Source organism: uncultured Croceicoccus sp. (assembly GCF_947496385.1).
Lineage (GTDB): Bacteria > Pseudomonadota > Alphaproteobacteria > Sphingomonadales > Sphingomonadaceae > Croceicoccus.
In genome coordinates this window covers 1-24,265 of record NZ_CANMCP010000008.1, presented here as the reverse complement: position 1 = coordinate 24,265, position 24,265 = coordinate 1, and the positions used below count along the sequence as shown (strand labels likewise).

The 24,265-nt window shown below is 65.7% G+C and carries 27 protein-coding genes and 1 tRNA gene; 11 read left to right on the top strand and 17 right to left on the bottom strand.

All coding sequences use genetic code 11. The features are described 5' to 3' along the window. Positions 1 to 18 precede the first annotated feature (18 nt). Positions 19 to 339, top strand: coding sequence for a heavy metal-binding domain-containing protein (locus tag Q0897_RS12435; protein WP_202087362.1), 321 nt, complete (start codon positions 19 to 21; stop codon positions 337 to 339). Between the two features lie 5 nt (positions 340 to 344). Here the strand turns inward: Q0897_RS12435 and Q0897_RS12430 are convergent, their stop codons facing one another. Then, a complete protein-coding gene (locus Q0897_RS12430) occupies positions 345 to 779 on the bottom strand; it encodes a VOC family protein (protein WP_299309771.1) in 435 nt (144 codons plus the stop codon). Between the two features lie 84 nt (positions 780 to 863). Here Q0897_RS12430 and Q0897_RS12425 point away from each other — a divergent pair, with 84 nt between their 5' ends. From Q0897_RS12425 to ruvB, 5 genes are read left to right on the top strand one after another with little or no spacing between them, the layout of a single operon-like run. After that, the gene (locus Q0897_RS12425; RefSeq protein WP_202086409.1) at positions 864 to 1,613 is read left to right on the top strand and encodes a YebC/PmpR family DNA-binding transcriptional regulator; all 750 of its coding nucleotides are present in this window, start codon (positions 864 to 866) and stop codon (positions 1,611 to 1,613) included. Between the two features lie 12 nt (positions 1,614 to 1,625). After that, positions 1,626 to 2,102 carry a crossover junction endodeoxyribonuclease RuvC gene (ruvC, locus tag Q0897_RS12420; protein WP_299309770.1) on the top strand — a complete coding sequence of 159 codons (477 nt, stop codon included), beginning with the start codon at positions 1,626 to 1,628 and terminating at the stop codon, positions 2,100 to 2,102. Continuing rightward, positions 2,092 to 2,592, top strand: a complete 501-nt coding sequence (locus tag Q0897_RS12415; RefSeq protein WP_299309769.1) for a nucleoside deaminase — start codon at positions 2,092 to 2,094, stop codon at positions 2,590 to 2,592. The genes ruvC and Q0897_RS12415 overlap by 11 nt, the downstream gene beginning before the upstream one ends. A 60-nt stretch (positions 2,593 to 2,652) precedes the next feature. Further along, positions 2,653 to 3,258 carry a Holliday junction branch migration protein RuvA gene (gene ruvA, locus Q0897_RS12410; RefSeq protein WP_299309768.1) on the top strand — a complete coding sequence of 202 codons (606 nt, stop codon included), beginning with the start codon at positions 2,653 to 2,655 and terminating at the stop codon, positions 3,256 to 3,258. A gap of 10 nt (positions 3,259 to 3,268) precedes the next feature. Beyond that, complete coding sequence (ruvB, locus tag Q0897_RS12405) at positions 3,269 to 4,336, top strand: Holliday junction branch migration DNA helicase RuvB (RefSeq protein ID WP_299309837.1); 1,068 nt, start codon at positions 3,269 to 3,271, stop codon at positions 4,334 to 4,336. Positions 4,337 to 4,376: 40 nt separating this feature from the next. Here the strand turns inward: ruvB and Q0897_RS12400 are convergent, their stop codons facing one another. From Q0897_RS12400 to acnA, 4 genes are all read right to left on the bottom strand, one after another. Continuing rightward, a complete protein-coding gene (locus Q0897_RS12400) occupies positions 4,377 to 4,778 on the bottom strand; it encodes a PRC-barrel domain containing protein (RefSeq protein ID WP_299309767.1) in 402 nt (133 codons plus the stop codon). Positions 4,779 to 4,866: 88 nt separating this feature from the next. Continuing rightward, positions 4,867 to 5,277 (bottom strand): hypothetical protein, encoded by a 411-nt coding sequence (locus Q0897_RS12395; RefSeq protein ID WP_299309766.1) that lies wholly within the window; start codon positions 5,275 to 5,277, stop codon positions 4,867 to 4,869. Beyond that, positions 5,267 to 5,707: a hypothetical protein gene (locus tag Q0897_RS12390; RefSeq protein ID WP_299309765.1), complete on the bottom strand. Its 441-nt coding sequence runs from the start codon at positions 5,705 to 5,707 to the stop codon at positions 5,267 to 5,269. Before Q0897_RS12390 ends, Q0897_RS12395 begins: the two co-directional genes overlap by 11 nt. A gap of 157 nt (positions 5,708 to 5,864) precedes the next feature. Continuing rightward, positions 5,865 to 8,540 carry an aconitate hydratase AcnA gene (gene acnA / locus Q0897_RS12385; protein ID WP_299309764.1) on the bottom strand — a complete coding sequence of 892 codons (2,676 nt, stop codon included), beginning with the start codon at positions 8,538 to 8,540 and terminating at the stop codon, positions 5,865 to 5,867. A gap of 302 nt (positions 8,541 to 8,842) precedes the next feature. On the opposite strand from acnA, the gene Q0897_RS12380 reads away from it, so the two are divergent. Next, a complete protein-coding gene (locus Q0897_RS12380) occupies positions 8,843 to 10,300 on the top strand; it encodes a L,D-transpeptidase family protein (protein WP_299309763.1) in 1,458 nt (485 codons plus the stop codon). A gap of 73 nt (positions 10,301 to 10,373) precedes the next feature. Here the strand turns inward: Q0897_RS12380 and Q0897_RS12375 are convergent, their stop codons facing one another. Together Q0897_RS12375 and ispG are read right to left on the bottom strand one after the other, a co-directional pair. Continuing rightward, positions 10,374 to 11,021 (bottom strand): murein L,D-transpeptidase catalytic domain-containing protein, encoded by a 648-nt coding sequence (locus Q0897_RS12375; RefSeq protein WP_299309762.1) that lies wholly within the window; start codon positions 11,019 to 11,021, stop codon positions 10,374 to 10,376. Between the two features lie 64 nt (positions 11,022 to 11,085). Continuing rightward, positions 11,086 to 12,279 carry a flavodoxin-dependent (E)-4-hydroxy-3-methylbut-2-enyl-diphosphate synthase gene (gene ispG / locus Q0897_RS12370; protein ID WP_299309761.1) on the bottom strand — a complete coding sequence of 398 codons (1,194 nt, stop codon included), beginning with the start codon at positions 12,277 to 12,279 and terminating at the stop codon, positions 11,086 to 11,088. Between the two features lie 149 nt (positions 12,280 to 12,428). On the opposite strand from ispG, the gene Q0897_RS12365 reads away from it, so the two are divergent. Further along, positions 12,429 to 13,439 (top strand): zinc transporter ZntB, encoded by a 1,011-nt coding sequence (locus Q0897_RS12365; protein WP_299309760.1) that lies wholly within the window; start codon positions 12,429 to 12,431, stop codon positions 13,437 to 13,439. A gap of 198 nt (positions 13,440 to 13,637) precedes the next feature. Here the strand turns inward: Q0897_RS12365 and Q0897_RS12360 are convergent, their stop codons facing one another. The 3 genes from Q0897_RS12360 to bla form a co-directional block, all read right to left on the bottom strand. After that, positions 13,638 to 13,859, bottom strand: coding sequence for a hypothetical protein (locus Q0897_RS12360; protein WP_299309759.1), 222 nt, complete (start codon positions 13,857 to 13,859; stop codon positions 13,638 to 13,640). A gap of 62 nt (positions 13,860 to 13,921) precedes the next feature. Next, positions 13,922 to 14,440 carry an N-acetyltransferase gene (locus Q0897_RS12355; protein ID WP_299309758.1) on the bottom strand — a complete coding sequence of 173 codons (519 nt, stop codon included), beginning with the start codon at positions 14,438 to 14,440 and terminating at the stop codon, positions 13,922 to 13,924. After that, the gene (bla, locus tag Q0897_RS12350) at positions 14,437 to 15,405 is read right to left on the bottom strand and encodes a class A beta-lactamase (protein ID WP_299309757.1); all 969 of its coding nucleotides are present in this window, start codon (positions 15,403 to 15,405) and stop codon (positions 14,437 to 14,439) included. Before bla ends, Q0897_RS12355 begins: the two co-directional genes overlap by 4 nt. Positions 15,406 to 15,546: 141 nt before the next feature. On the opposite strand from bla, the gene Q0897_RS12345 reads away from it, so the two are divergent. Further along, complete coding sequence (locus Q0897_RS12345) at positions 15,547 to 16,488, top strand: isoaspartyl peptidase/L-asparaginase family protein (RefSeq protein ID WP_299309756.1); 942 nt, start codon at positions 15,547 to 15,549, stop codon at positions 16,486 to 16,488. A gap of 24 nt (positions 16,489 to 16,512) precedes the next feature. Here Q0897_RS12345 and Q0897_RS12340 read toward each other — a convergent pair whose 3' ends face one another. Further along, positions 16,513 to 17,439 (bottom strand): prephenate dehydratase, encoded by a 927-nt coding sequence (locus tag Q0897_RS12340; protein ID WP_299309755.1) that lies wholly within the window; start codon positions 17,437 to 17,439, stop codon positions 16,513 to 16,515. A gap of 193 nt (positions 17,440 to 17,632) precedes the next feature. Between Q0897_RS12340 and Q0897_RS12335 the strand changes: the two genes are divergently transcribed. Next, on the top strand, positions 17,633 to 18,376 hold the full coding sequence (locus Q0897_RS12335) for a cytochrome c family protein (protein WP_299309754.1): 744 nt from the start codon (positions 17,633 to 17,635) through the stop codon (positions 18,374 to 18,376). Positions 18,377 to 18,470: 94 nt separating this feature from the next. Here the strand turns inward: Q0897_RS12335 and Q0897_RS12330 are convergent, their stop codons facing one another. After that, on the bottom strand, positions 18,471 to 19,133 hold the full coding sequence (locus Q0897_RS12330; protein ID WP_299309753.1) for an RlmE family RNA methyltransferase: 663 nt from the start codon (positions 19,131 to 19,133) through the stop codon (positions 18,471 to 18,473). Positions 19,134 to 19,161: 28 nt separating this feature from the next. Further along, positions 19,162 to 20,247: a Ppx/GppA phosphatase family protein gene (locus Q0897_RS12325; RefSeq protein ID WP_366519934.1), complete on the bottom strand. Its 1,086-nt coding sequence runs from the start codon at positions 20,245 to 20,247 to the stop codon at positions 19,162 to 19,164. A gap of 557 nt (positions 20,248 to 20,804) precedes the next feature. Between Q0897_RS12325 and Q0897_RS12320 the strand changes: the two genes are divergently transcribed. Then, positions 20,805 to 20,878, top strand: a tRNA-Gln gene (locus tag Q0897_RS12320). 353 nt (positions 20,879 to 21,231) lie between these two features. On the opposite strand, the gene Q0897_RS12315 is transcribed toward Q0897_RS12320, so the two are convergent. The 4 genes from Q0897_RS12315 to Q0897_RS12300 are packed head-to-tail and all read right to left on the bottom strand — an operon-like array spanning position 21,232 to position 24,130. Further along, a complete protein-coding gene (locus tag Q0897_RS12315) occupies positions 21,232 to 22,770 on the bottom strand; it encodes an IS66 family transposase (protein ID WP_299309751.1) in 1,539 nt (512 codons plus the stop codon). A gap of 31 nt (positions 22,771 to 22,801) precedes the next feature. Then, positions 22,802 to 23,158, bottom strand: a complete 357-nt coding sequence (gene tnpB, locus Q0897_RS12310) for an IS66 family insertion sequence element accessory protein TnpB (RefSeq protein ID WP_299309750.1) — start codon at positions 23,156 to 23,158, stop codon at positions 22,802 to 22,804. Beyond that, positions 23,155 to 23,583 (bottom strand): transposase, encoded by a 429-nt coding sequence (locus Q0897_RS12305; protein ID WP_299309749.1) that lies wholly within the window; start codon positions 23,581 to 23,583, stop codon positions 23,155 to 23,157. The genes tnpB and Q0897_RS12305 overlap by 4 nt, the downstream gene beginning before the upstream one ends. A 28-nt stretch (positions 23,584 to 23,611) precedes the next feature. Beyond that, the gene (locus tag Q0897_RS12300) at positions 23,612 to 24,130 is read right to left on the bottom strand and encodes a tyrosine-type recombinase/integrase (RefSeq protein WP_299309748.1); all 519 of its coding nucleotides are present in this window, start codon (positions 24,128 to 24,130) and stop codon (positions 23,612 to 23,614) included. Positions 24,131 to 24,265 lie beyond the last annotated feature (135 nt).

The window sequence follows — 24,265 nt, the reverse complement described above, 5'->3', positions numbered from 1 at the left end:
CGCGGCGATGGCGGCGGCATGGTGGTGACCACCACCGCCGTCGTCGAAGGGCGCGAAGTGCGCGAATATCTCGGCATCGTCACGGGCGAGGTTATCGTGGGCGCGAACCTGTTTCGCGACCTGTTCGCCTCCATCACCGACCTCGTCGGCGGGCGTTCGGGCAAGTACGAGGAGGTGCTGTCCCGCGCGCGCAAGGAAGCCTTGTCCGAAATGCAGGCCGAGGCGCTGGAACTGGGCGGCAATGGCGTCGTCGGCGTCGATATCGATTACGAGGTGCTGGGCCAGAACGGCTCGATGCTGATGGTGTCGTGCAGCGGGACGGCGGTCATCCTGCGCTGAAGCGATCAGTCCCCGCGGAAATTCAGTTCGAGCAGCACGCCATTGGGTTCGTGCACGAAAATCTGGCGCAGGCCGATTTCCGCAACCTCGTTGGTGCGCACGCGATAGCCGTTGCGGCCGAGCCGTTCGAGCAGCGCATCATATCCGCTGCATTCGAGTGCGACGTGATCGAACGCGCCATTATCCTCGCCCACCGGGGCGCCGGGCTTTTCGCGGAGGAGGTGGACGACCGCGCGGCCTGCCTCGTCCAGCAGCCGAGCGTTATGTTCGACCCGGCGGCCCGGCGCGGCGGTGATTTCCATGTCCAGCATGTCGCGAAAGAACGCGATGGTGCCATCCATGTCGGGCGTGCGGATATTGACGTGGTCGATGGCGAGGATCGGCATGGGCAGGTTTTTCCAGATTGCGGACTTGATAAAGCCATGAGGCGTGGACGGCATGCAAGCGAAGCGACGGCCTTGCGAAGGGACGGGCACGGGTCTAAGCACCGCGCCAATCCATAATATGACGACAGGAGCGGATTGGTGGCAGGCCATTCCAAATTCAAGAATATCATGCATCGCAAGGGCGCGCAGGACAAGAAGCGTTCCGCGATGTTTTCCAAGCTTTCGCGCGAAATCACCGTGGCGGCGAAAATGGGCATGCCCGATCCGGACATGAACCCGCGCCTGCGCCTCGCCGTGAACGCCGCCAAGTCGCAGTCGATGCCCAAGGACAATATCCAGCGCGCCATCGACAAGGCATCGGCCAACGAAGGCGACGATTACGAGGAAATCCGCTACGAAGGCTACGGCCCGCAAGGCGTCGCGATCATCGTCGAGGCATTGACCGACAATCGCAACCGTACCGCGACGAACGTACGCACCGCTTTTTCGAAAAACGGCGGTAACCTGGGCGCGTCGGGTTCGGTGAGCCACGGGTTCGAACGGCTCGGCCTGATCGTCTATCCCGCCAGCGTCGGCGGCGAGGACAAGGTGCTCGAAGCCGCGATGGAAGCCGGCGCCGAGGATATCCAGTCGGGCAAGGACGAGCACGAGATCTGGACCGCGGCGGACGATCTGCACGAGGTGGCGAGCGCATTGGAAAAGACGCTGGGCGAGGCCGAGACGGTCAAGCTCGCGTGGAAGCCCAACATCACCGTCGACATGGAAGAGGCGCCGGCGCAGACGCTTTTCAAGCTGATCGACGCGCTCGACGACGATGATGATGTGCAGACCGTCTGGGGCAATTACGAAGTGTCGGACGAAATCATGGAAAAGCTTGGCGCGGAATAAGCGGGCGATTCGATGATCGTCTTGGGGCTGGACCCCTCGCTGACCTGCACCGGATGGGGGTTGGTCCGGGTGGAGGGCGCGCGCCTGTCGCATATCGCCAACGGGCAATTGCCGACGAGTTCCAAGCTGCCCATTGCCGAGCGTCTGTTGCAGATACAGCAAGGCGTCGCAGCCGCCATTGCCGCGCATCACCCCGATGTCGCCGCGGTGGAGGAGGTGTTCGTCAACAAGAACCCGCAATCCACGCTGAAACTCGCGCATGCTCGGGGGTGCGTCCTCGCCGCTTGCGCCGCGGGGCAGGTGCCGGTGTTCGAACATTCGACCCGCATCGTGAAGAAAGCCGTCGTCGGCACCGGCGCTGCACAAAAGGAGCAGGTGCAGGCGATGTTGAAGGTTTTGCTCCCCGGCGTGAAGGTTACAGGCCCCGATGCGGCCGACGCGCTTGCCGTGGCGATCGCGCATGCCCATCTGAAACCGCATGGAGCATGACACACAGGACCGCGAATGGATGCGGCAGGCCCTCGCCCTCGCGATTCGGGAAAAGGGTACCGATCCCGCCGATACGCCGATTGCGGCACTGATCGTGCGCGACGGCGTGCAAGTCGCGGGCGGGGTGAACCGCACCGTCGAAGGGTGCGACCCCACCGCCCATGCCGAGATTACCGCCATGCGCGCGGCGGGGCAGGCATTGGGCGACATGCAGATGCGCGGGGCCACGCTTTACTCCACCTTGCAGCCGTGCGGCATGTGCACCATGGCCAGCATCTGGGCCGGGGTGACGCGCATCGTTTACGGCGCGGGCCGGGACGACGTGCACGACATGTATTTCGAGGACCGGCACCTTTCCACGCTCGATTACATCGCCGATGCGTACAAGGACGACCTGACCATCACGGGCGGCGTGCTGGCGGACCAATGCGCGCCGCTCTATTTCGGGCCGGACGACGACGTGCCGCAGGACGCGCAGGCCAATAAATAGCGCCGGGAAAACGCGGGCGTGCATGTTCCCTTCCCGTTCCGCGTGCGCTAGCGTCCGGCCATGATTGCGAAACTCTCCGGCAGGCTGGACGAAACCGGCATGGACTGGGCCATTATCGACGTGGGCGGGGTGGGCTATCTCGTCCATTGTTCGGCGCGCACATTGTCCACGCTTGGCGAGCGGGGCGAGGGGTGCACCGTGTTCACCGATCTCCAGGTGTCGGAAAACGACATGCGGCTCATCGGCTTTGCCAGCGGGGCGGAGCGGGACTGGTTCCGGTTGTTGACGGCGGTGCAGGGGGTGGGCTCGAAAGTCGCCCTCGCGATCCTGTCGGCACTGGCGACCGACGAATTGCAGCGCGCCTGTGCGCAGCAGGACGCCGCCATGGTCACGCGCGCCAATGGCGTCGGCCCGAAACTGGCCAGCCGCATCGTGAATGAGCTGAAGGACAAGGCGGGCGCGCTGCCGGCGGCGCCGGGCGTATCGGGCGCGGTCGGTGCGGCGCCCCTGGGCGGGGCCAATGCGGACGCGGTGTCCGCGCTCGAAAACCTGGGCTTCAAGCCGGCCATCGCGGCGAGCGCGGTCGCCCATGCGGCGGGCGAGCTGGGCGAGGGGGCCGAGCTGAACGATCTGGTCCGGGTCGCACTGAAACGGGCGGCGGGGTGATCGCATGAGCATGGACGACATGCCGGGCGAAGGGCCGATCCACACGCCCGAACGCTTGCCCGACGATCCCGACGCGGCGCTGCGGCCCAAATCGCTGGCCGAATTCGTGGGGCAGAAGACCGCGCGCGAAAACCTGCGCGTCTTCGTCGAGGCGGCGAAATCGCGCGGCGAGGCGATGGACCACGTGCTGTTCTTCGGTCCGCCCGGACTTGGCAAGACGACGCTGGCGCAGATCGTGGCAAAGGAACTGGGCGTGGGGTTTCGCGCCACCTCCGGGCCGGTGATTGCGAAATCGGGCGATCTGGCCGCACTCCTCACCAATCTGGAGGCGGGCGACGTCCTGTTCATCGACGAGATTCACCGCCTCAACCCCGTGGTGGAGGAGGTGCTGTATCCGGCGATGGAGGATCGCGCGCTCGACCTCATCATCGGGGAGGGGCCATCGGCGCGGTCGGTGCGCATCGATCTGCCGCCCTTCACGCTGGTCGGCGCGACCACGCGGCAGGGTCTGCTCACCACGCCGCTGCGCGACCGGTTCGGCATTCCGGTGCGGCTGCAATTCTATACCGTGGAGGAGCTGGAGCGGGTGGTCACGCGGGCGGCGCGGCTGCTCGACCTCGACATCGACCGGGATGGGGCGACCGAAATCGCGCGGCGGGCGCGGGGGACGCCGCGCGTGGCGGGGCGCCTGCTGCGCCGGGTGCGCGATTTCGCCAGCGTCGCGGGGGCGAGGACCGTCACGAAGGCCATCGCCGACGATGCGCTGACCCGGCTGGAGGTGGATCGGCTGGGGCTCGACGCGATGGACCGGCGCTATCTCACCATGATCGCCGACATCTACAAGGGCGGGCCGGTCGGGATCGAGACGCTCGCCGCCGGGCTGTCGGAACCGCGCGATACGGTCGAGGAAGTGGTCGAGCCCTACATGATACAGCTCGGCCTGATCGCGCGCACGGCCCGGGGCCGGTGCCTCAACGACCGGGGGTGGCAGCATCTCGGCCTGACGCCGCCGGGCGGGGCGGTGCAGGGCGGATTGTTCGCCGATACGCCGGAAAGCGAGGACGGGGCCGCGCCGTAACGCCCGGCCCCGTCGCCGCGATTGGCGTATACCGGGCCGTTTACATCGGCGTGGGGGCGAGCGCGTCCAGCTCCTCGGGCGAAAGCGTGGTCTGCACGTCCATCTCGCCATCGATGTCCATGCGGGTGAGGCTGTCGAGCGGCACGGCCACCATCCCGCCGTCACGCTCCACGTTGAGCGCGGTCACCGTGCCCGATGCATCGCGCACGACGCCCTCGACATCGCCGAGATCCTCGCCCGCCGCATCGACGAGATCGGCATCCATCAACTGCATTTCGGTCATGCCGAGCGCGGCCTCCGCACTCGGGTCGGTCGCGGGGATCGTCGCGGTGTCGGTCGCCATGGTGTCGGCGGGTGCGACCGCATTCTGATCCTCGGCATCGTTACCGCCGCATGCGGCAAGCAGGAGCGGCGCGGAGGCAAGGGCGACAAGACGTTTCATAGCGGGTTCCTTCACGAAAATTCGCGGACCGGGGCGGCCGCAGTTCGCTCCCTCAATCGCCGGGAATGCGCCTTGTTCCATGACGCGATCACGCCGCGGTGCCCATCGCGCGAACGAGGCGGGAGCCCGTGAACCACATCGCATGGCGTCCCGCCGCCGGGATCATGTCGCGAATCATCCGGTCGAACCCGTCGCGGTCACCGCCCGCCGCGGCCGCGAGCATGTCGGCGAGCAGCGCCTCGTCAAAGCTGAGCATGGGATCGCAGGGCCGGTTCAGCGCGACCGGTTCGGGCCAGTACTGGTCCACTTCCGACAAGAAGCCGTGAAACGGGCGGATCGCCGCCTCGGTGCCGAGGAAGCGCTGCCACCCTTTGTGGCAGTAACATCGCCCGACGCGCGCGACATGTAGGTATCGGACCGCGCACACGATCACGGCGCGCAGGGGCGGGATCGCGCGCAAGTCGTATTGCGGCGTGAGCGTCGCTAGGTCAAAGCCCATGACGGACCGCCTTTTCCGGGGTTCCGAATGCCCCCGGCGCGATCGATGGCGACCGCGTTCGGTGCGCGCCCGCAGCCGGGTTCCCGCCAAGCCCAAGCGCCCGACATACGGAAAGGGCGCACCGGTCGAGCGGATCGCGACTGTCGTCCCCCTCTGCCTTCGCGAGAAGTGCGATCAACGCCTTTTCGTCGGGCGAGAAGCTGCGCGAGCAACAGCATTCCGGCCGCAATTCCCGGCCCAGCCTGTCCTCCACCATCTGAAACAGCCCGGCGCAAAGCTGCGCCGCGTGGGCGGGGAGCATGAAGCGTTGCGCGGCATCGTGCATGTGGCGGGCGACATCGCCATCGGTGCGGGCGGCGCTCCACGAACGGAAAAGCCGGACAAACATGGCCTCGGCAAAAGGGCGGGCGGCAATGACGGACGACGGCATGCGATCTCCTATTCATGCTAATGATAATAGGTTGCATTAGTGGAGCCGGGATGCAAGGGCCTTTATCCGGAAATTGCCGCGGGCTGTGCTGCACCACGAAAAAGGGCGGCCCCGAAGGACCGCCCTTTCATCGCTGTGTATGCCGTGTGGCCCCGCGTTACGCGGCCAGCTTGCGCAGCACGTAGTGGAGGATGCCGCCGTTCTTGTAATATTCCATTTCGTTGGCGGTATCGATCCGGCACTTCGCGGTGAAGGTGAACGTCTCGCCCGAGGGGCGCGTCACTTCCACGGTCACGTCCTGCGCCGGGGTCAGGCTGTCGAGGCCGAGGATGGTAAAGCTGTCCTCACCCGTAAGGCCGAGCGACAGGCGCGTGTCGCCGTCCTTGAACTGCAGCGGGAGCACGCCCATGCCGACGAGGTTGGAGCGGTGGATACGCTCGTAGCTTTCCACGATGACCGCGCGCACGCCGAGCAGGATCGTGCCCTTCGCGGCCCAGTCGCGCGACGAGCCGGTGCCATATTCCTTGCCGCCCACGACGACCAGCGGCGTGCCGTCGGCCTTGTGCTTCATCGCGGCGTCGTAGATCGCCATCTGCTCGCCATTATAGGTGGTCACGCCGCCTTCGACGCCGGGCACCATCTCGTTCTTGATGCGGATATTGGCGAAGGTGCCGCGCATCATGACCTCGTGATTGCCGCGGCGCGAACCGTAGGAGTTGAAGTCCGCCTTCGCGACCTGGTGCTCCTTGAGGTAGCGGCCGGCGGGGCTGTCTTCCTTGATCGAGCCGGCGGGCGAGATGTGGTCGGTCGTGACCGAATCGCCCAGGATCGCCAGCGGCTTCGCATCGCGGATGTCGGCGATGGGGGCAGGCTCCATACCCATCCCTTCGAAATAGGGCGGGTTCTGCACATAGGTCGACCCGGCGCGCCACTGATACGTGTCGGAGCCGGTGACGTCGATCTTCTGCCAATGGTCGTCGCCCTTGTAGACGTCGGCATAGCGGGCCTGGAACATGGTGCGGTCGATGGAGCTGTTCATCAGCTCCGCGACTTCCTGATTGGTGGGCCAGATATCGCGCAGGAACACGTCCTCGCCCGCCTTGTCGGTGCCGATCGGCGTGGTGGTGATGTCCTCGGTCACCGTGCCCTTCAACGCATAGGCGACGACGAGCGGCGGCGAGGCGAGGAAATTCGCGCGTACGTCGGGCGATACGCGTCCTTCGAAATTGCGATTGCCCGAAAGCACCGATGCCGCGACGATATTGTTGTTGTTGATCGCCGCCGAAATCGGCTCGGCCAGCGGGCCGGAATTGCCGATGCAGGTGGTGCAGCCATAGCCGACGAGATCGAAGCCGATGGCGTTGAGGTCGTCCTGCAGCCCGGCCTTTTCCAGATAGTCGGTCACGACCTGCGACCCGGGGGCGAGCGAGGTCTTCACCCAGGGCTTGGGCGTCAGGCCTTTCTCATGCGCCTTGCGTGCGACGAGGCCGGCGGCGACCAGGACGCTGGGGTTGGAGGTGTTGGTGCAGCTCGTGATGGCGGCGATGACCACGTCGCCGTCGCCGATGTCGTGGCCCTTCGTCTCCACATCGACGCGATCGGGCGCGGCCTTCTTGTACACCTCTGCAAGGTCGGTGTTGAACAGCTCGTCCACCTTGTCGAGCGCGACCTTGTCCTGCGGGCGCTTCGGGCCGGCGAGCGAGGGGACGACCTGCCCCATGTCGAGTTCCAGCGTGTCGGAGAAGACCGGATCGGGGTTCGACGGATCGGCCCACAGCCCCTGTTCGCGGGCATAGGCCTCGACGAGGGCGATGTCGTCCTCTTCGCGGCCGGTCAGGCGCAGATATTCGAGCGTCTTGTCGTCGATGCCGAAGAAGCCGCAGGTCGCGCCATATTCGGGCGCCATGTTGGCAATGGTCGCACGGTCGGCGAGGCTGAGCGAGGCGAGGCCCGGCCCGTAGAATTCGACGAACTTGCCGACGACACCCTTCGCGCGCAGCATCTGCACGCAGGTCAGCACGAGATCGGTCGCGGTGATCCCCTCGGCCATCTTGCCGGTCAGCTTGAAGCCGACGACCTCGGGGATGAGCATCGAGACCGGCTGGCCGAGCATGGCGGCCTCCGCCTCGATCCCGCCGACGCCCCAGCCCAGCACGCCGAGGCCGTTGATCATGGTCGTGTGCGAATCGGTGCCGACGCAGGTGTCGGGATAGGCGACGGTGACGCCGCTTTCATCCTGGCTCGTCCACACGCCCTGTCCGATATGTTCAAGGTTCACCTGGTGGCAGATGCCGGTGCCGGGAGGAACCGCCTTGAAATTGTCGAGGCTTTTTGCGCCCCATTTCAGGAAGTCGTAACGCTCGGCATTACGCTGATATTCCATCTCGACATTGTGTTCGAACGCCTTGGGGTGGCCGAATTCGTCCACCATGACGGAGTGGTCGATGACGAGGTGCACGGGCACCTGCGGGTTGATCTTGGACGTGTCGCCGCCCAGCGTGCCGATGGCATCGCGCATCGCGGCCAGGTCGACGACGCAGGGAACGCCGGTGAAATCCTGAAGCAGGACGCGGGCCGGGCGATACTGGATTTCCTGCCCCGTGACCGGGTTCTTCTGCCAGTCGGCGATGGCCTGCGCATGTTCGCGGCCCACCGTGAAGCCTTCGTCCTCGAAACGGAGCATGTTTTCGAGCAGCACCTTCAGCGAGAAGGGCAGGCGCGATACGTCGCCGAGCTGCTCACCCGCCTTGTTCAGCGAATAATAGGCGATCTCGCGCCCGCCGACATTCATCGTCGTGCGGGTCTTGAGGGTGTCTTTTCCAACGGCTGTCATGGTCGTGTCTTCCCCGTTTTGGCTGTGCGAACGGTGCGGCAGGGATGCCGCCTTCGCAAATGCGGTGATATTTGTATGCGGCGATGGGTCAGAATGGCGCAAACGTCAAGGGATCGGCAGGGCGAACCGGTGCTGGGCCGCGACAATATCGCGCACGCGCATGGGCGGATTAAGCATGGCGAAAGCTGTATGAGCGGATATGGAAGGCACGACAGTCCGGGTGCAGGGGCGCCCGACGAAGGAGAGTTGATTTGACCTGCCTGCCGCTGATTTCGAGACGTTCGCGCATTTCAGGTTCCCTCATGGCCGGTGCGCTGGGTGCGCTGGCCCTTGCCGCAGGGGCCGGTGCCGGCGCCGCGCAGGCGCAGGATGGGCCTGCGAAGCAGACGCGCGCGCCGCGCGACCTGTTGCAGCAAAGCGAGCCGGTGCAGGTCCGGCAGATGCCCGACCGCGCGCAGCCACGCGACCAGCAGGGGGCGGGCGAACAAGCGCTCCCCCGCCCGGTGAAGCGTGAGGCCGTCCCCGCCTCGCAGATGGAGTTCGGGTCCGAAGCGGTGGTGCAGGACATCCCGACCGATCATTTCGACGTCGCACCCGACTGGACCACGGCGCAGGCGCAGGCGCTGCTCGCCTATGTCCGCAAGCTCGATGCAGAGGGGCTGTTCCCCCGCGATTACGAGCCGGTCATGCTGGAGGCGGCGATCCGTTCGGGCGATGCGGAGATGCTCAACGATACGGCGACGCGCGTGTTCACCTGGGTGGCGCAGGATCTGCGCGACGGGCGGACCGAGATGGATGCGCGCCGGCAATGGTTCGTGGTCGATCCCGATGCCGACCGGCTGCCGATCGCGCCCTTGCTGACCGAGGCGCTGGATACCGGCGACATTGCGGGCGCGCTCGATTCGCTCAAACCCGTGCATCCCGATTATGTCGCGCTGCGCGAGATGCTGGCGAAGACGCCGGCGGCGCAGAAGGAAAAGCGCGCGCGGATCATGGCGAACATGGATCGCTGGCGCTGGCTGGGCCAAGATCTGGGACGCAGCTACCTGCTCACCAACGTGCCGGAGTATCAGCTTCGCCTGACCGTTAACGACAAGATCGTGCGCAGCTACAAGACGGTCGTGGGCAAGCCCGGCCGCACTGCCACGCCGCAACTCGCCGAAATCGTCGAGGGCGTGATCTTCAACCCCACCTGGACCGTGCCGCAATCCATCGTCGTGGGCGAGGGGCTGGGTGCGCGCCTGTCGAACAACCCTGCGCAGGCGGCGCGCGACGGTTACAAGGTGAGCAAGACTGAGAGCGGCATGACCATCGTGGTGCAGCAGCCGGGTGAGAATAATGCGCTGGGGCTGATGAAGCTCGACATGCCGAACGAGCATGCGATCTTCCTCCACGATACCCCGTCAAAGCATTTTTTCGCGCAAGACATGCGCGCGCTATCGCACGGGTGCATCCGGACCGAACGCGCGCTGGAACTCGCGCTGACGCTGGCGATCGCGGTCGGCGGGCTGGACAAGGACGAGGCCGTCGCCATTTCGGGAAGCGGCGAATATACGAAGGTGCCGCTCGAAAAGCAGTTGCCGGTGTATATCACCTATTTCACCATGGCCCGCGACATCGACGGCAAGATGCGCAGCTTTGACGATATTTACGGCCGGGATGCGCCGGTGCTGGCCAGCATGGCGGCGCCGCGCGTGATGAAGACCGGGCAGCGCGTCACCGACGAGGAAGTCGTGCCGATCGAAGCGCCGGGCGCCTGATCCTCGGCCCAAGGCACATGAAAAGGGCGGGGGTGCTCCTCCGCCTTTTTCGTATCAGCCGAAATCGATCGTATCAGCCGAAGTTCAGCCGGTCCGCGAACAGCAGCCGCCCGCCCGACAGATGCCAAAGCGCCTCGTTGAATTCGTCGGGCGCCATCGCGAAACACCCGTCCGAGCGGCCCAGACGCCCCCATTCGGCGACATGCGATGCTTCCGCATACCAGGCCGAGTGCATGACGATATAACGGCGCAGCGCATTGTCGTTCGTCGGGTCGAGCCCGCCCAGCCGGATCGACGTGCCATATTTCCCGACATACCATTCATAGGTGATGTAGGCGCCCCGGCTGGTCGCGTTGGACCCCTCGACATTGGAAAACGCGTCGAGCATGCCGTTGTGGTCGGGATCGGACCCCTTGCCATGGGCGACGCGGAAACTGCGCACCGTGCCGTTTTCCAGATTGGCGAAATGGAAACGGGGGACCGAACTATGCACACCGAAATCGGCGATGCCGGCGATGTCGCTTTTCCACAAGGTCGCGGCATTTCGCTCCACCTCGCGCCTGGCCACGTCGAGGATGGCGCGGTCCCGCGGCGATACCGGCGACGCCTGCGCAAAAGCGCGGGTCGTCGCGGCGCCCGGCAGGGACAATGCCGCACCCACGCCCAGCCCGGTTTTCAGCAGGGCACGGCGGGGCAAGGCGATGGCGGATGTGTCGTTCATGCGCGGAGGCGTAGCACGGCGTGCGTGGCGGGAATATGAACCGCCGCGCGGCCCGCCGCACGGATCATTCGGCCGGGACCGTCTGCGCTCCGTTCGTCGTCGATCCGCCCCGCCCGGCTCCGTCCGCCTTGCCGGCGTCACTGCTGCGCGCTTCGAGTTCCGCCGCCTCGATCTCGGCGGCCTTGGCCTCCACGAGGCTTACGATATGGTCCAGCATGTCGTCCGACTGGACATGGTGATCGGTCACCCCCGACAGATAGACCATGTGCTTGTTATTGCCGCCGCCGGTGATGCCGATTTCGGTTTCGCGCGCCTCGCCCGGCCCGTTCACGACGCAGCCGAGAACGGAGAGCGAGAGCGGCACCTTGATATGCTGCAACCGGTCTTCCAGTGCTTCGACCGTGCGGATGACGTCGAAACCCTGCCGCGCGCAGGACGGGCAGGACACGACCCGCACGCCGCGGGTACGCAGGCCCAGCGCCTTGAGCATTTCGAAGCCGACGCGCACCTCGGTCTCCGGCTCGGCGGAGAGCGACACGCGCAACGTATCGCCGATGCCCGCCCACAGCAGGTTGCCCATGCCGATCGAGGATTTGACCGTCCCGCCGACGAGCCCGCCCGCCTCGGTAATGCCGAGATGGAGGGGGCAATCGACCGCATCGGCCAGCCCCTGATACGCCGCGACGGCGAGGAACACGTCCGACGCCTTCACCGCGACCTTGTATTCGTGGAAATCGTGGTCCTGCAATAGCTTGATATGGTCGAGCGCGCTTTCCACCAGGGCCTCGGGACAAGGCTCGCCATATTTTTCGAGCAGGTCGCGCTCCAGCGAACCCGCGTTCACCCCGATGCGGATCGCGCAGCCATTGGCTTTCGCCGCGCGCACGACCTCGGCGACGCGTTCGTCGCTGCCGATATTGCCGGGATTGATGCGAAGACACGCGACGCCCGCATCGGCGGCCTCGAGCGCGCGCTTGTAATGGAAATGGATGTCGGCGACGATCGGCACCTCGGCCGCGCGGACGATTTCGCCCAGCGCCGCCGTGCTGTCGGTATCGGGACAGGACACGCGGATGATGTCGGCGCCCGCCTCCTCGCACCGACGGATTTGGTCGATCGTGGCGCCTGCGTCACTGGTGGGCGTGTTGGTCATGGTCTGCACCGTGATCGGGGCATCGCCGCCGACGGGCACGTTTCCGACCATGATCTGCCGGCTCTTGCGGCGCTCTATCGTGCGCCAGGGTCTGATGGAGGACATGGGGCCACCATACAGGCTCTTTGTGATACGGGCAATTCCAGCCGCGGATGATTTCGCGCATTTGATCGCAAGGGGCCGCGGACAGGCTTGCGCAGGGCGGCGCGCTCCTGCCATCAGGGCGCTTCGGCTCGCACTGGAAAGGGACGCAATTGGCTGCATCGCAGGACTATGACGTGGCGGATCCGGATGCCGCGCTGCTGTTCGCGCGCGTGCTCGACGGGAATGGCGGCGGGCGCGTCGTTTCGTGGGAGGAGGCGAATCAATGGCGCCCCGGCCGCGCGGGCGAGATGCTGTGGCTGCATCTGTGCCGCAATGCCGACGGATTGCAGGATTGGCTCGAACACGCATTGCAGATGAGCGAGCCGACCGCCGAATTGCTGGTCAGCGACGATACGCGCCCGCGCGCCCTGCGCGAAGGCAATGCGCTGGTCGCGGTGCTGCGCGGGATCAACTTCAACCCCGGTGCGGAGCCGGAGGACATGATCGCCCTGCAACTGTGGTCCGACGGGCGGCGGGTGGTCACATTGCGCCGCGAACCGCTTCAGACCCCGCGCCAGACGCTGGCCGAGATCGACGCCGGTACGGGGCCGACCGATGCCGGCGCGCTCATCACCAGCGTGACCGAACACATGATCGCGCGGATGAACCATTCCATCCTCGACATGAACGACAATATCGACCGGCTCGAACAGGCGGACCCGGAGGACGACGCGGACGACATGCTCGACCGGATCGCCGTCATCCGCCGCAATTGCCTCGCCCTGAAACGCCATATGAGCCCGCAGCACGAAGCACTTGAACGCATCAGCCGCGACGCGCCCCCCTGGTTCGAGGAGCATGACCGGCGCGAAATCGCCGAATCGATCGACCGCCTGCGCCGCTATCTCGAAGATATCGACATATCGAAGGAAAGCGCCGTCGTGTTGCAGGACGACATCCGCGCCCGCGCCGCGGCCAGCGCCGACCGGACGAGCTATTTGCTGACCATCGTGGCGGCGATCTTCCTTCCGTTAAGCTTCGTGACCGGACTGCTTGGCATCAATGTCGGCGGGGTGCCGGGGGTGAACAATGGCGATGCGTTCTGGGTCGTGTCGGGCTTGTGCTGCGCCATACTCGCGGTGCAGGTCGTGTTGTTCTGGCGCTGGAAATGGCTGGGGTGAAACGGGTGCGGCGCGCCCCGGTATCGGGACGCGCCGCGCCTCGTGCCATGCCGCCTCGCGACGGAAGGTTTAGCGGCCACCGCCCCGGGGCGATCTGCTGCGCATTCGGCCCGTCGCCATACTCGGTCGTGGTGACGTCGATCGTGCGGTGGTAGTTCACCCGCCCGCCCCCATCGGGATCGACATTGCCGAGCGGGATCACGACGTCGCCATAGGGCGGCACTTCCTCGGCCCGTTCGGCGAAACCGTCGCCATCGCGATCGGCGGCGGGCGTCGGACACTGCGAATCCACGGCCGTGCCATTTGCGCCCCGGCCTTGAACATGGCCGAGGTGCACGCCGCCCGGTTCCAGCCCCGCGCATTGATGATGACGCGGATAATATGGCCGTCCGTAAAATGAAGCTGCGTTTCGCCCGTCACGCCGCCGTCATTGAGCGTGCCGGGGTCGACCGTGTCGTTGTCCGCCTTTTGCGTGTGTGATGCTAGAGGCGGCGTTCATAAAGATATTCATCGTCGCGATGATCCCCGACCCAGAAATCGATGTCGGCGATCTTGCGAAAGCCATGGCGGGCGTAAAACCGCTGCGCCGCCTCGTTCTCGCTCCACACCGAAAGCTGGATCGCGTCGCAGCCGCGCGACTGCGCCTCCGCGATGGCCCATTCGGTGAGCACGCGTCCGATCCCCTGGCCCGTGCGGTCGGGCGCGGTGTAGATCTGGCCGAGCGTGATGGGCCGCTGCGCATCGGACTGGCCGGGGTAGCATTCGCCGTCGATAAGCTTGCAATAACCGACCATCTCGTCCCCGGCAAAGGCCAGCCGGTGGATCATCGCGGGATCGGCGATCTCCTCCGCCACCGCATCGCGGGCATAGACCTGTTGCAGGAACGCCGCGAGATCGGCGGGGTCGTAGACATGGCCGAATGCGGCGACGAAACTGTCCCGGCCCAGCGCCGCGAGCGCATCGGTGTCGTCCATCCGGGCGGCACGATAGCGGATGGTCATTGCGAATGCTCCATGCGGGAGGAAAGCCATGCCGCGGCAATGCGCCCCACCTCGGCAAGAACGGCCTCGTCCGCCGGGTCCATGTCCGACTGTATCGCGCCGGTATCGTAATAGGCCGTGATCACGACGGGTGCATGGCCCGCCGTTTCGGCAACCGCGATGTCGATATAATGCGCGCTGGCATCGGGGAAGAGGCTCGTGCCGGTCTTGTCGCCCGCGGTAAAGCCCGTGGGAAGCCCGGCGCGTATCCGCCGCAGCCCCGTGTTCGTCGCCGCCATCCAGTCGCGCAAGGTCGCCCGGGATGCGGGGGACAGCACGTCGCCAGTGGCGAGGCGCGCCAGCGTCGCGGCCATGGCGGCAGGGGTCGTGCTGTTTTCCTCAGTGCCCGGGGGGATGCGGTTCAGTTCCGGCTCGTAAGCGTCGAGCCGGCTGGTTCCGTCGCCGATCCCGCGCCAGAACGCGGTCATTGCCGCGGGTCCGCCGAGCCGGCGCAGCAGCAGGTTTGCAGCGGCATTGTCGCTCGTCACGACTGCCGCGCGGGCGAGCACGATCGCGGGCAGCCCGCCCTCGTCCACGTGGCGCGTCGTGACCGGCGATACGCTCATCAGCGCGTCGGGGCCATAGGGCAGGATCTCGTCTCCGTCGATCTCACCCCGGTCGATCCGGTGGAGCAGCATCGCCGCCAGCGACAGCTTGAACGAGGAACAATGGGGAAAGCGGCGATCCGCGTTCAGCCCGAAATGCGCCCCGTCGCCGGTGTCGAGCACATACGCGCCCAGCATGCCGCCGGCCCGTTGTTGAAGCGCCGCAAGCCGCGCCGTGCCGTCCGCGCCGGACATGGGCCTGTCCCGCGACGCGGTCCCTTCGGCCCCACCTAACCCGCGTCCGGCCACCCCGCATCCCGAGAGCGTATATCCGGCAAGCAGGCCGAGGCCGCCCAGCGCCTTGCGTCGATCGATGGTCATGGCATGCTCCCTCGCGCCCGTATCGCCCGCCAAACGCTTGCCCCCGCGCTGGCGAACGTGCATCGCGGGGCGAATGCGCCACCGATGCCGCCCCATCGCCGGGCGTTCAAGCGCCACGATGATTTTCAAGGATTCTGATTCATGACCGACGCCACTGTCCCACATTCGCGCTGGAGCCTTGCCCTGCATGGCGGGGCGGGGTCGATGACGCCCGACATCCTCGGCCCGGAGATGCAGGACGCCTATCGCGATGCGCTGGGTACGGCGCTCGATGCCGGGACCGCGGTGCTGCGCCGCGGGGGCAGCGCGCTCGACGCGGTGGAGGCGGCGGTGATGGCGCTGGAGGATGATCCGCTGTTCAATGCAGGGCGAGGGGCGGTCTTTACCTTCGAGGGGAAGAACGAGCTCGACGCCGCGATCATGGATGGCGCGACGCTTTCGGCCGGGTCGGCCACGGGATTGCTGCGCACGAAGAACCCGGTGCGCGCCGCCCGCGCCGTCATGGAGGAAACCCCGCACGTAATGCTCGCCAATGATGGCGCGAATCGGTTTGCCGAGGAACAGGGGATCGAGCAGGTCGACCCCGCATATTTCGCGACCGCCGAACGCCGCCGCCAGTGGGAGGAATTCAGCCAGAAAAAGGACGCCTGGTTCGATACCGACCTTAAATACGGCACGGTGGGCGCGGTGGCGCGCGATGCGGATGGCCATGTCGCCGCTGCGACCAGCACTGGCGGCCTGACCGGGAAACGATGGGGCCGGGTCGGCGATTCGCCGGTGATCGGCGCGGGCACCTATGCCGACGATCGCTCCTGCGCGATTTCGGCGACGGGCACGGGCGAAACCTTCATCGAACTGGCCGCCGGGCATGAAATCGGCGCGCGCATGCGGATGTTGAACGAAACGGTGGAGGAGGCCGTTGCCGCCGTGCTCGCGGAACTGGGCGCGAAGGGCGGCAATGGCGGGGTGATCTATGCCGGCGCGGACGGGGCGACCGGTTTCGCCTTCAACACGCCGGGCATGTATCGCGCCCGCGCCGATGCGGAAGGGATGCGCGAAACGGCGATCTTCGCGGACGAGTAGGCGGCGAATCGCGCAGCGCGGGCCTCAGCGGCGGGGCCGGCCCTGCGGATAGGTGCCGAGAATGCGCAGATCCTTCGCGAAATATTCGAGTTCCGCGAGCGCGCGATCCACATTCGGTTCGCCGGGCCGCCCGATGATGTCGCAGTAGAACGCGCTCGCGGAAAATCCCGATCCGTTCTGATAGCTTTCCAGCTTGGTCATGTTGACGCCATTGGTCGCGAACCCGCCCAGCGCCTTGTAAAGCGCGGCGGGAATGTTGCGCACCTCGAACTTGAAGGTGGTCATCGCCGGCCCGTCGAGCGCGGCGGGATCGAGCGCATCTTTCGACAGGATGACGAAGCGGGTCATGTTGTCGGCGCCGTCCTCGATATTTTCGGCAACGATGGTGAGGCCGTAAAGCTGCGCAGCGAGTTTCGGTGCGATGGCGGCCACGCCGGGATCGCGCGCATCGGCGACGCTCGCCGCCGCGCCCGCCGTGTCCGCGTGGTCGAGCGGGACGATATTGCGGCTGCGTAGCCAGCCCCGGCACTGACCCAGCGCCTGCGGATGGCTCATCGCCGCGCGGAACGGCCCCGGCCCGGTCGCCATCAGCGTGTGGTGGATCGGCATGAAAAACTCGCCGATGATGGCCAGCCCCGATTCGGGCAGCAGGAAATGAATGTCCGCGACGCGCCCGTTGTGCGAATTTTCGATGGGAATGATCGCGCGCGCCGCCCGCCCGGCGAGCACCGCGTCGATCGCATCGGCAAAGGAAAAATGCGGCATGGGCAGGCATTCGCCGTCGTAAAGCGTGGCGGCGAGGTGGGAATTGGCGCCGGGCGCCCCCTGATACGCCATGGCGCGCGCGGGATCGGCCGAGGCGGCGGCGGTCATCTCCTCCACAAGGGCGAGGGCCGGTGCGGAATAGCTGTGCGTGACGGGAGACGCGTTTTGCGACGTGGTTTCGGACATGGCGCGGGCGATAATGGGCCGGCTCCGCTCTGCCAAGTGATTAGCGGCGGGGCGTTGGCGCGATCGACGAAGGGCGATGGGCCGGCGAAACGCGAAACCGCAAACCAGCCCTTGCCTTGACGCGGCGCAATAACTAGAGCGTCGCGCAAGCCTTTTGCGCCGGTTCGCCCGGCATGGACCGACGGATTTCACGATGCAAGACAAAAGCAATACGATTGCCGGCTGGGTGCTCTTTGGCGGGGTTGTGGCATTGGGCCTGTCCGCGATCAGCAGCCGGGTGTTCCATGCCGACAATCCGGAGACCGAGGAATTCGGCTATGTGATCGAGGCAGCAGAGGAAGAGGGCGGCGAATCCGGGCCCTCGCTCGCCGTGTTGCTGCAATCCGCCGATCCCGCCGCGGGCGAGGCGGTCTTTGCCAAGTGCACCGCGTGCCACACCATCGCGCAGGGCGGGCCGAACGGGATCGGTCCCAATCTGTGGGGCGTGCTGGGCAAGCCGATCGGCAAGCATGCGGCAGGCTTTGCCTATTCCGGCGCGCTTTCGGGCCATGGCGGCGACTGGTCGTTCGAGAACATGAACGACTGGCTCGCCAGCCCGCGCGCCTTTGCCAGCGGCACGAAGATGAGCTTTGCCGGCCTGTCGAAGCCCGAAGATCGCGCCAATGTCATTGCCTATCTGAATTCGATGGGCTCGAACCTGCCGCTTCCCGAGCCGGAGCTCGAGGATGTCGCGGCAAGCGGGGACGAGCCTGTTGCCGATAACGAGGGCGGCGATGCCGACACCCCCGGCGTTTCGGGTACGCCCGCAGGGTCGGCCGGCCCCGCGACGAAGGTCGGCGCCGAGGCCGCCGGCGCGATGGCGCAGCCCGCGCTCAAGCCCAGCGGCGGCGACAACTCCACCGGCGAAGTGAACCGCCCGGCGGGTGCGCCCGAATAAGCCACGCTTTCACGAATCGACGGGAAAAGCCCCGCATCGGTCATGGCCGGTGCGGGGCTTTTTCACACGCGTTGTCGATCCGTTGGGGTCTGCTTTACGCCTCGCCCTTGAAACCCTTGGCAATGACGTACCATTCCGAACTGCCCTTGCGGCTGGCGGGCGGCTTGGCATGCTTGACCGTCGTGAAATGCCCTTTCAGCAGAGCGAGCAATTGCGTGTCGGTCCCGCCGGCGAGCACCTTGGCAATGAAATCGCCACCGGGTTCGAGCGTGCGAATCGCGAAATCGACCGCCGTTTCCACCAGGCCCATCGTGCGCAGGTGGTCGGTCTGCTTGTGCCCGACCGTGTTGGCGGCCATGTCCGACATGACGAGATCGGGTGGCCCGCCCAGCGCGCCGGTGAGCGTGGCGGGGGCATCGTCGTCCATGAAATCCATCTTGAAGATGGTGACGCCGGGCAGGGGTTCGACGTCGAGCAGATCGATCCCCACGATTTCCGCGCGGGGGCAGACCTGCGTGACGACCTGCGACCAGCCGCCCGGCGCAATGCCAAGGTCGACGACGCGGGTCTTCCCCTTCAGCAGGCCGAACTTCTCGTCCAGTTCGCGCAGCTTGTAGGCCGCGCGGCTGCGATAGCCGTCGGCGCGCGCCTGTTTGACATAGGGATCGTTCAGCTGCCGGGTGAGCCAGCGTGCCGAGGATTCGCTGCGCTTGCGCGAACGCTTGAGTTTCTCGCGGTCCTGTCCGGCGCGGCTCATGATGGAATGTCCTGTGTCAAGATCGGGGTCAGAGCGGGCGGGGCGGGCGCGTCGGTTCGTCCTGCGGGGACAGCACGCCTGCCATGAGGCTGCGCAGGATGCCTTCGCGAATGCCGCGATCCGCAACGCCCAGCCGGTCCGCCGGCCAAAGGTCGAGGATCGTTTCGAGAATCGCGCACCCTGCCACGACGAGCTCCGCCCGGTCGCGCCCGATACAGGGCAGCTCCTGCCGCTTTTCGGGCGATGCGGTCGACAGCATGTCGGCAATGTCGCGCATGGCATCGGCCGGCACGATCAGCCCGTCGACCGCGCGCCGGTCATATTGCGGCAATTCGAGATGCAGGCTGGCGAGCGTGGTCACGGTGCCGCTGGTGCCCAGCAGGCGGGGCGCCTCGCCATCCGCACTGCGCGCGCGAAACGGTTGGAGACGCTGCGAAAATTCGCGAAAACTGTGGTGCACGGCATGGCGCATCTGCCGATAGCGGGCGAGGCGATCGGCATCGTCCTCGTCCTGCGCGGGCGGGAAGCTTTCCGTGAGCGAAACGACGCCCCACGGCACCGATTGCCAGTCCATGATGCGCGGCACGACATCGCCGGTCTCGATCAGCACGAGCTCGGTCGAGCCGCCGCCGATGTCGAAGATCATCGCCGGCCCTTCGCCCTGTTCGAGCAGCACGTGGCAGCCCAGCACGGCGAGCCGCGCTTCTTCCTGCGCGCTGATGATGTCGAGCGCGATGCCGGTTTCCTCGCGCACGCGTTCGATGAAGGCGGGGCCGTTCTCCGCCCGGCGGCAGGCCTCGGTCGCGACGCTGCGTGCGAGATGGACGTTGCGGCGGCGCAGCTTGTCCGCACACACGTGCAGCGCGGCCATCGTGCGTTCCATCGCCGCATCGCTCAACCTGCCGGTATGCGCCAGCCCTTCGCCCAGGCGCACGACCCGGCTGAAGGCATCGATCACGACGAAATTCTCGCCCGACGGTCGCGCGATGAGCAGGCGGCAATTGTTCGTGCCGAGGTCGATGGCGGCGTAGGCCTGGCGGCGTTGGCCCGGACGTTTCGGGGACCCCTGCGACGCGGGCGCGGTGGGCGTGCGCGGCGCCGGCGGGCCATCCATGCGCGGTGCTTTGGGCAGGATCACGATCGGCGTGTCTTCGGCCGAAGTGGTCCGCCGGGACGCCGCGTCGACATGTGTTTCCCCGGACGCCGGATGACGCGAACGCCGGGCGGATTTTTCGCTTTTCTTTCGGCCGGAAACGCGTCTGGAACGATGCGAGCGCTTTTTTCGCTCTTTTTCCGAATCGGCGGGTGGCTTTGCCGTTTCGGGCGGGCCGCGACGATCCTTTTCCTGCGATGCCGGCGGGGATGTTTCCGCCATGGCGTTACTCTTCAATGTGTTTTCAAGCCGTGACATCGAACCGCCACGGGGAACCTGACGATAAGGATAACCGCACACCGGCAATGTAGCAAGTTTGCAACATGCGGCGTGTGCGCGCATGGCCCAATGCCATCGCGCCGAACACGGCAGAGCCGCGCGAACGGAATTTGGACGCAGGGTCCGTGTCGCACGGGCCATTTGCGGCATGGCTCAAATTGCAGGGAATATTTCCCCTTGACCCGCAGAACTCCGCCGATTAGAGGCACCCCTCCATCGCGGCACGGCCCGATGAATGATGCCCCGTCGTCTAATGGCAAGACTACGGACTCTGACTCCGTCAATCGAGGTTCGAATCCTCGCGGGGCATCCAGTTTTTTCCCTCTTATTCAATGCGTTAGCTCAGTTTGCCGTCCGCTGGGCGAATTACAAACTGTTCCCTTTGTTTTCAAACGATTACGTGGCGTTCCCCGCGGCTTCCTAAACCTCCATGCAGCATGGATGCAGCATGGAGGTGGTTGATTTCACCGACCTGAAGGGATGCTATAGCGGTGAAGATATGGGCCGATCGTTTGCTGTTGACTGCAACTGGGCCGATAGCTGTCAGTCCGGTTTTGGGCGAAAAGGCGCAGCAAGCGGACCGACAGCTTACGACCCTAATTGCAGTCATTGGTCATGGAGGTAAGATCGCCGGATGTCGATGCGGATCAAAGGTAAGCGGTGTTTTCAGCCCACGTCGGCGCGGGGCATGAGCTCCTCGATCCGCGATGCGGGGTAACCGTTTGCGAGGCTGGTGAGCGTCGCGGTCAGCCAGGTGTGCGGATTGATGCCGGTGAGCTTGCAGTTTTCAATGAGCGTCGCGATCACCGCCCAATTGTCGCCGCCCTTGTCGGAGCCAGCAAACAGGGCGTTCTTGCGGTTCAGAGCAAGCGGACGGATGGCGCGCTCGACGGCATTGTTGTCGAGGTCGATGCGGCCGTCATCGAGGAAGCACGTCAGCCCATCCCAGCGCGGGAGCGTGTAGCGAATCGCTTCGCCGAGACGGCTTTTGGCGCTGACCTGCCGGCCGCGGGCTTCGAGGAACCTGTGCAGGTCGTCAATGATAGGTCGGCTGCGCTGGTCGCGGATGTCACGACGTTCGTCAGCGGGGAGACCGCGGATCTCGTCCTCGATGGCGTAGAGGGCAGCAATGCGGCGCAGCACGTCGGCGGCCACGGGCGAGCTCTCGGCCAGCTCGTAGAACTTGCGGCGCACGTGCGCCCAGCAGAACGCGAGGCGGATCTGCTGATGACGCCGGGCCAGCGCAGCATAGGCACCATAGCCGTCGACCTGCAGGATGCCTGCAAAGCCCTGAAGATGCGCCTCGGGGCGCTCGGTCTTGCGATCGGCAGCGTAGACATAGGCTACCATTGGCGGATCACTACCGCCCCATGGCCGGTCATCGCAGGCATAGGCCCAGATCTGGCCGGTCTTGGTCTTCTTCCGCCCCGGCTCGAGCACGGGCGCGGTGGTCTCGTCGGCAAACAGCCGCTCGGAGCGTCGCAATCGGTCGAGGGTGTGGTCGCGCAAAGGGCGCAGATACCATGCTGCCCTGCCGACCCAGTCTGCAAGGGAGGAACGATCCAGCTGGATGCCTTGCCGGGCATAGATCTGCGCCTGCCGGTAGAGCGGCAGGTGATCGGCATACTTGGATACCAGCACCTGCGCGATCAGTGCTTCGGTGGGGATGCCACCTTCGACGATCCGTGCCGGCGCCGGAGCCTGGACGACCGCGCTCTCACACGAACGACAGCCATAGCGCGGACGGCGGGTGACCAGCACGCGGAAGGTCGTGGGGACGACATCGAGGCGTTCAGCCACATCCTCGCCAATCTGGTGGAGCGCGCCGCCGCAGCAGGGGCAAGCTTTCTCCTCGACATCGACGACCTGCTCGATCCGCTCAAGATGGGCGGGCAACGATCCGCGGTTGGTCTTGCGCGGGCGTTCGCCCTTCGGCTTGTGCACCGCGGCATCACTTGCAGCGTGCACGCTGCCAAGCGCGGTCTCGATATCCTCCAGGGCGAGTTCGAACTGATCCGGGTCGAGCTGCTCGGACTTACGGCCGAACCGGTGCCGCTGGAAGGCCTCGAGGATCGCCTGCAGCCGCTCGATCCGGGCATCGGCCTTGCTCTTGGCATCGGTGAGATCGGTCAGTGTGCGGGCCTGTTCGAGGACGAGCGCACGCAGCGCGTCAACGTCATCGGGAAGGTCTGCCTCGAGGAGCATGAATAGGTTGAATCAGTCTGCGCACACCCCGTCAAGCGGCAATCTGGGGCGCGATCGGGCGGCGTCCGCCATGCACGCGGCGCCAATCCAGACCCTCCAGCAAAGCGCCCAGTTGGGCAGCGGTCAGCCGCATCACGCCTTCCTGGATGCGCGGCCATCGGAAGGTGCCTTGCTCGAGCCTCTTGGCCATCAGACACAGGCCCGTTCCGTCCCACCAGATGAGCTTGATCCGGTCCGCGCGCTTGGCGCGAAACACGTAGATCACGCCGGAATAGGGCTTGCCGCCATACTCGGCCGCGACCAGTGCCGCGAGCGAGTCCGCTCCCTTGCGAAAATCCACAGGCCGGGTTGCCACCATCACTCTGGCGCCGGGTGCCGGACCAATCATCGTTGCACCTGCAGAGCCTTCAGAACGGCGGCCGCCAGGTCGGGCTTTGCTGCGCGTCCAATCCGCACCACTGCGCCTGCCACCTCGACCTCGATAGCCACGTCTTCAGGCAAGGACTTGGGGCAGTCCGCAACCACCGGGATGAAAGCAGGTCCGGTCTCGTGCTCAACTGGCCGGCTCGCTTCAAGCGCATACCGCAGCTCGCGCCGCCACGTGTAAAGCAGTGATGTCCGGATATCGTGCTCCCGGGCGAAGGCTGCGACGTTGCCGCAGCGCTCCATCTGCGCGACCATCGCCAGCTTCTGCTCAAGCGTCCAGGTTCGCCGGCGGCCGGCCATAGCCCGCAGCACCTCGGCACGACCCGTAGGCTCCAGACCCACTTCAGACCTGGTGTCCAGTCCGCTCGTTAGGATGCCATCTTCCATGACCCCAAGCATCTGAACCAATCAGCTGTCAGCGCAAGGTGGGGCCCAGACAGCGCTTACTCCGTCGAAGCGAATGTGTCCCGTATTCTGCTTTGCGCAGTCCAATGGCCGTTACCCATTCGTCGACCAGACGCGCATACTGTCGCGTGCTAATGTGGCCAGCGTGGTCAACGCGGCTGGGGAACAGATAGTCGCTCGTAGAGCCGCCCCGGCGTTCCAACCACGCTAGCAATGTGGCTCGCACATCGGCCGTGATCTCGAATTGCACAGGCCGATTAGTCTTCTGCTGGATGACGGTTGCGCGATTGCGAATCTCGGTGCCCGCAACCACATCACCGATCTTGATCTTCACCAGATCGCATCCGCGCAGCTTGCTATCGATGGCAAGATCGAAAAGGGTTTTATCCCTCAATCGTCCTTCCCGATCGAGATGAAAGCGGATAGCCCAAATCTGCTTTAGCGTTAGCGGACGCTTCGTTCCGACATTCTTGCCGGCATTCCAAGCCGGACGGTGCCGCGTAACTCCATCATAACGTGAGTGTCCCATCGCATTTCTCCTCGGCCTTCATTGGCCGTGGGAGAAACGCAAAAGAGGTCGCAACTTTTGGGCCGGTTGCGGACCGTCCGGTTCTAGATGAGCAAGCGCACAAAGCGGCCATTCGGCTTCCATACTCATCGTGGT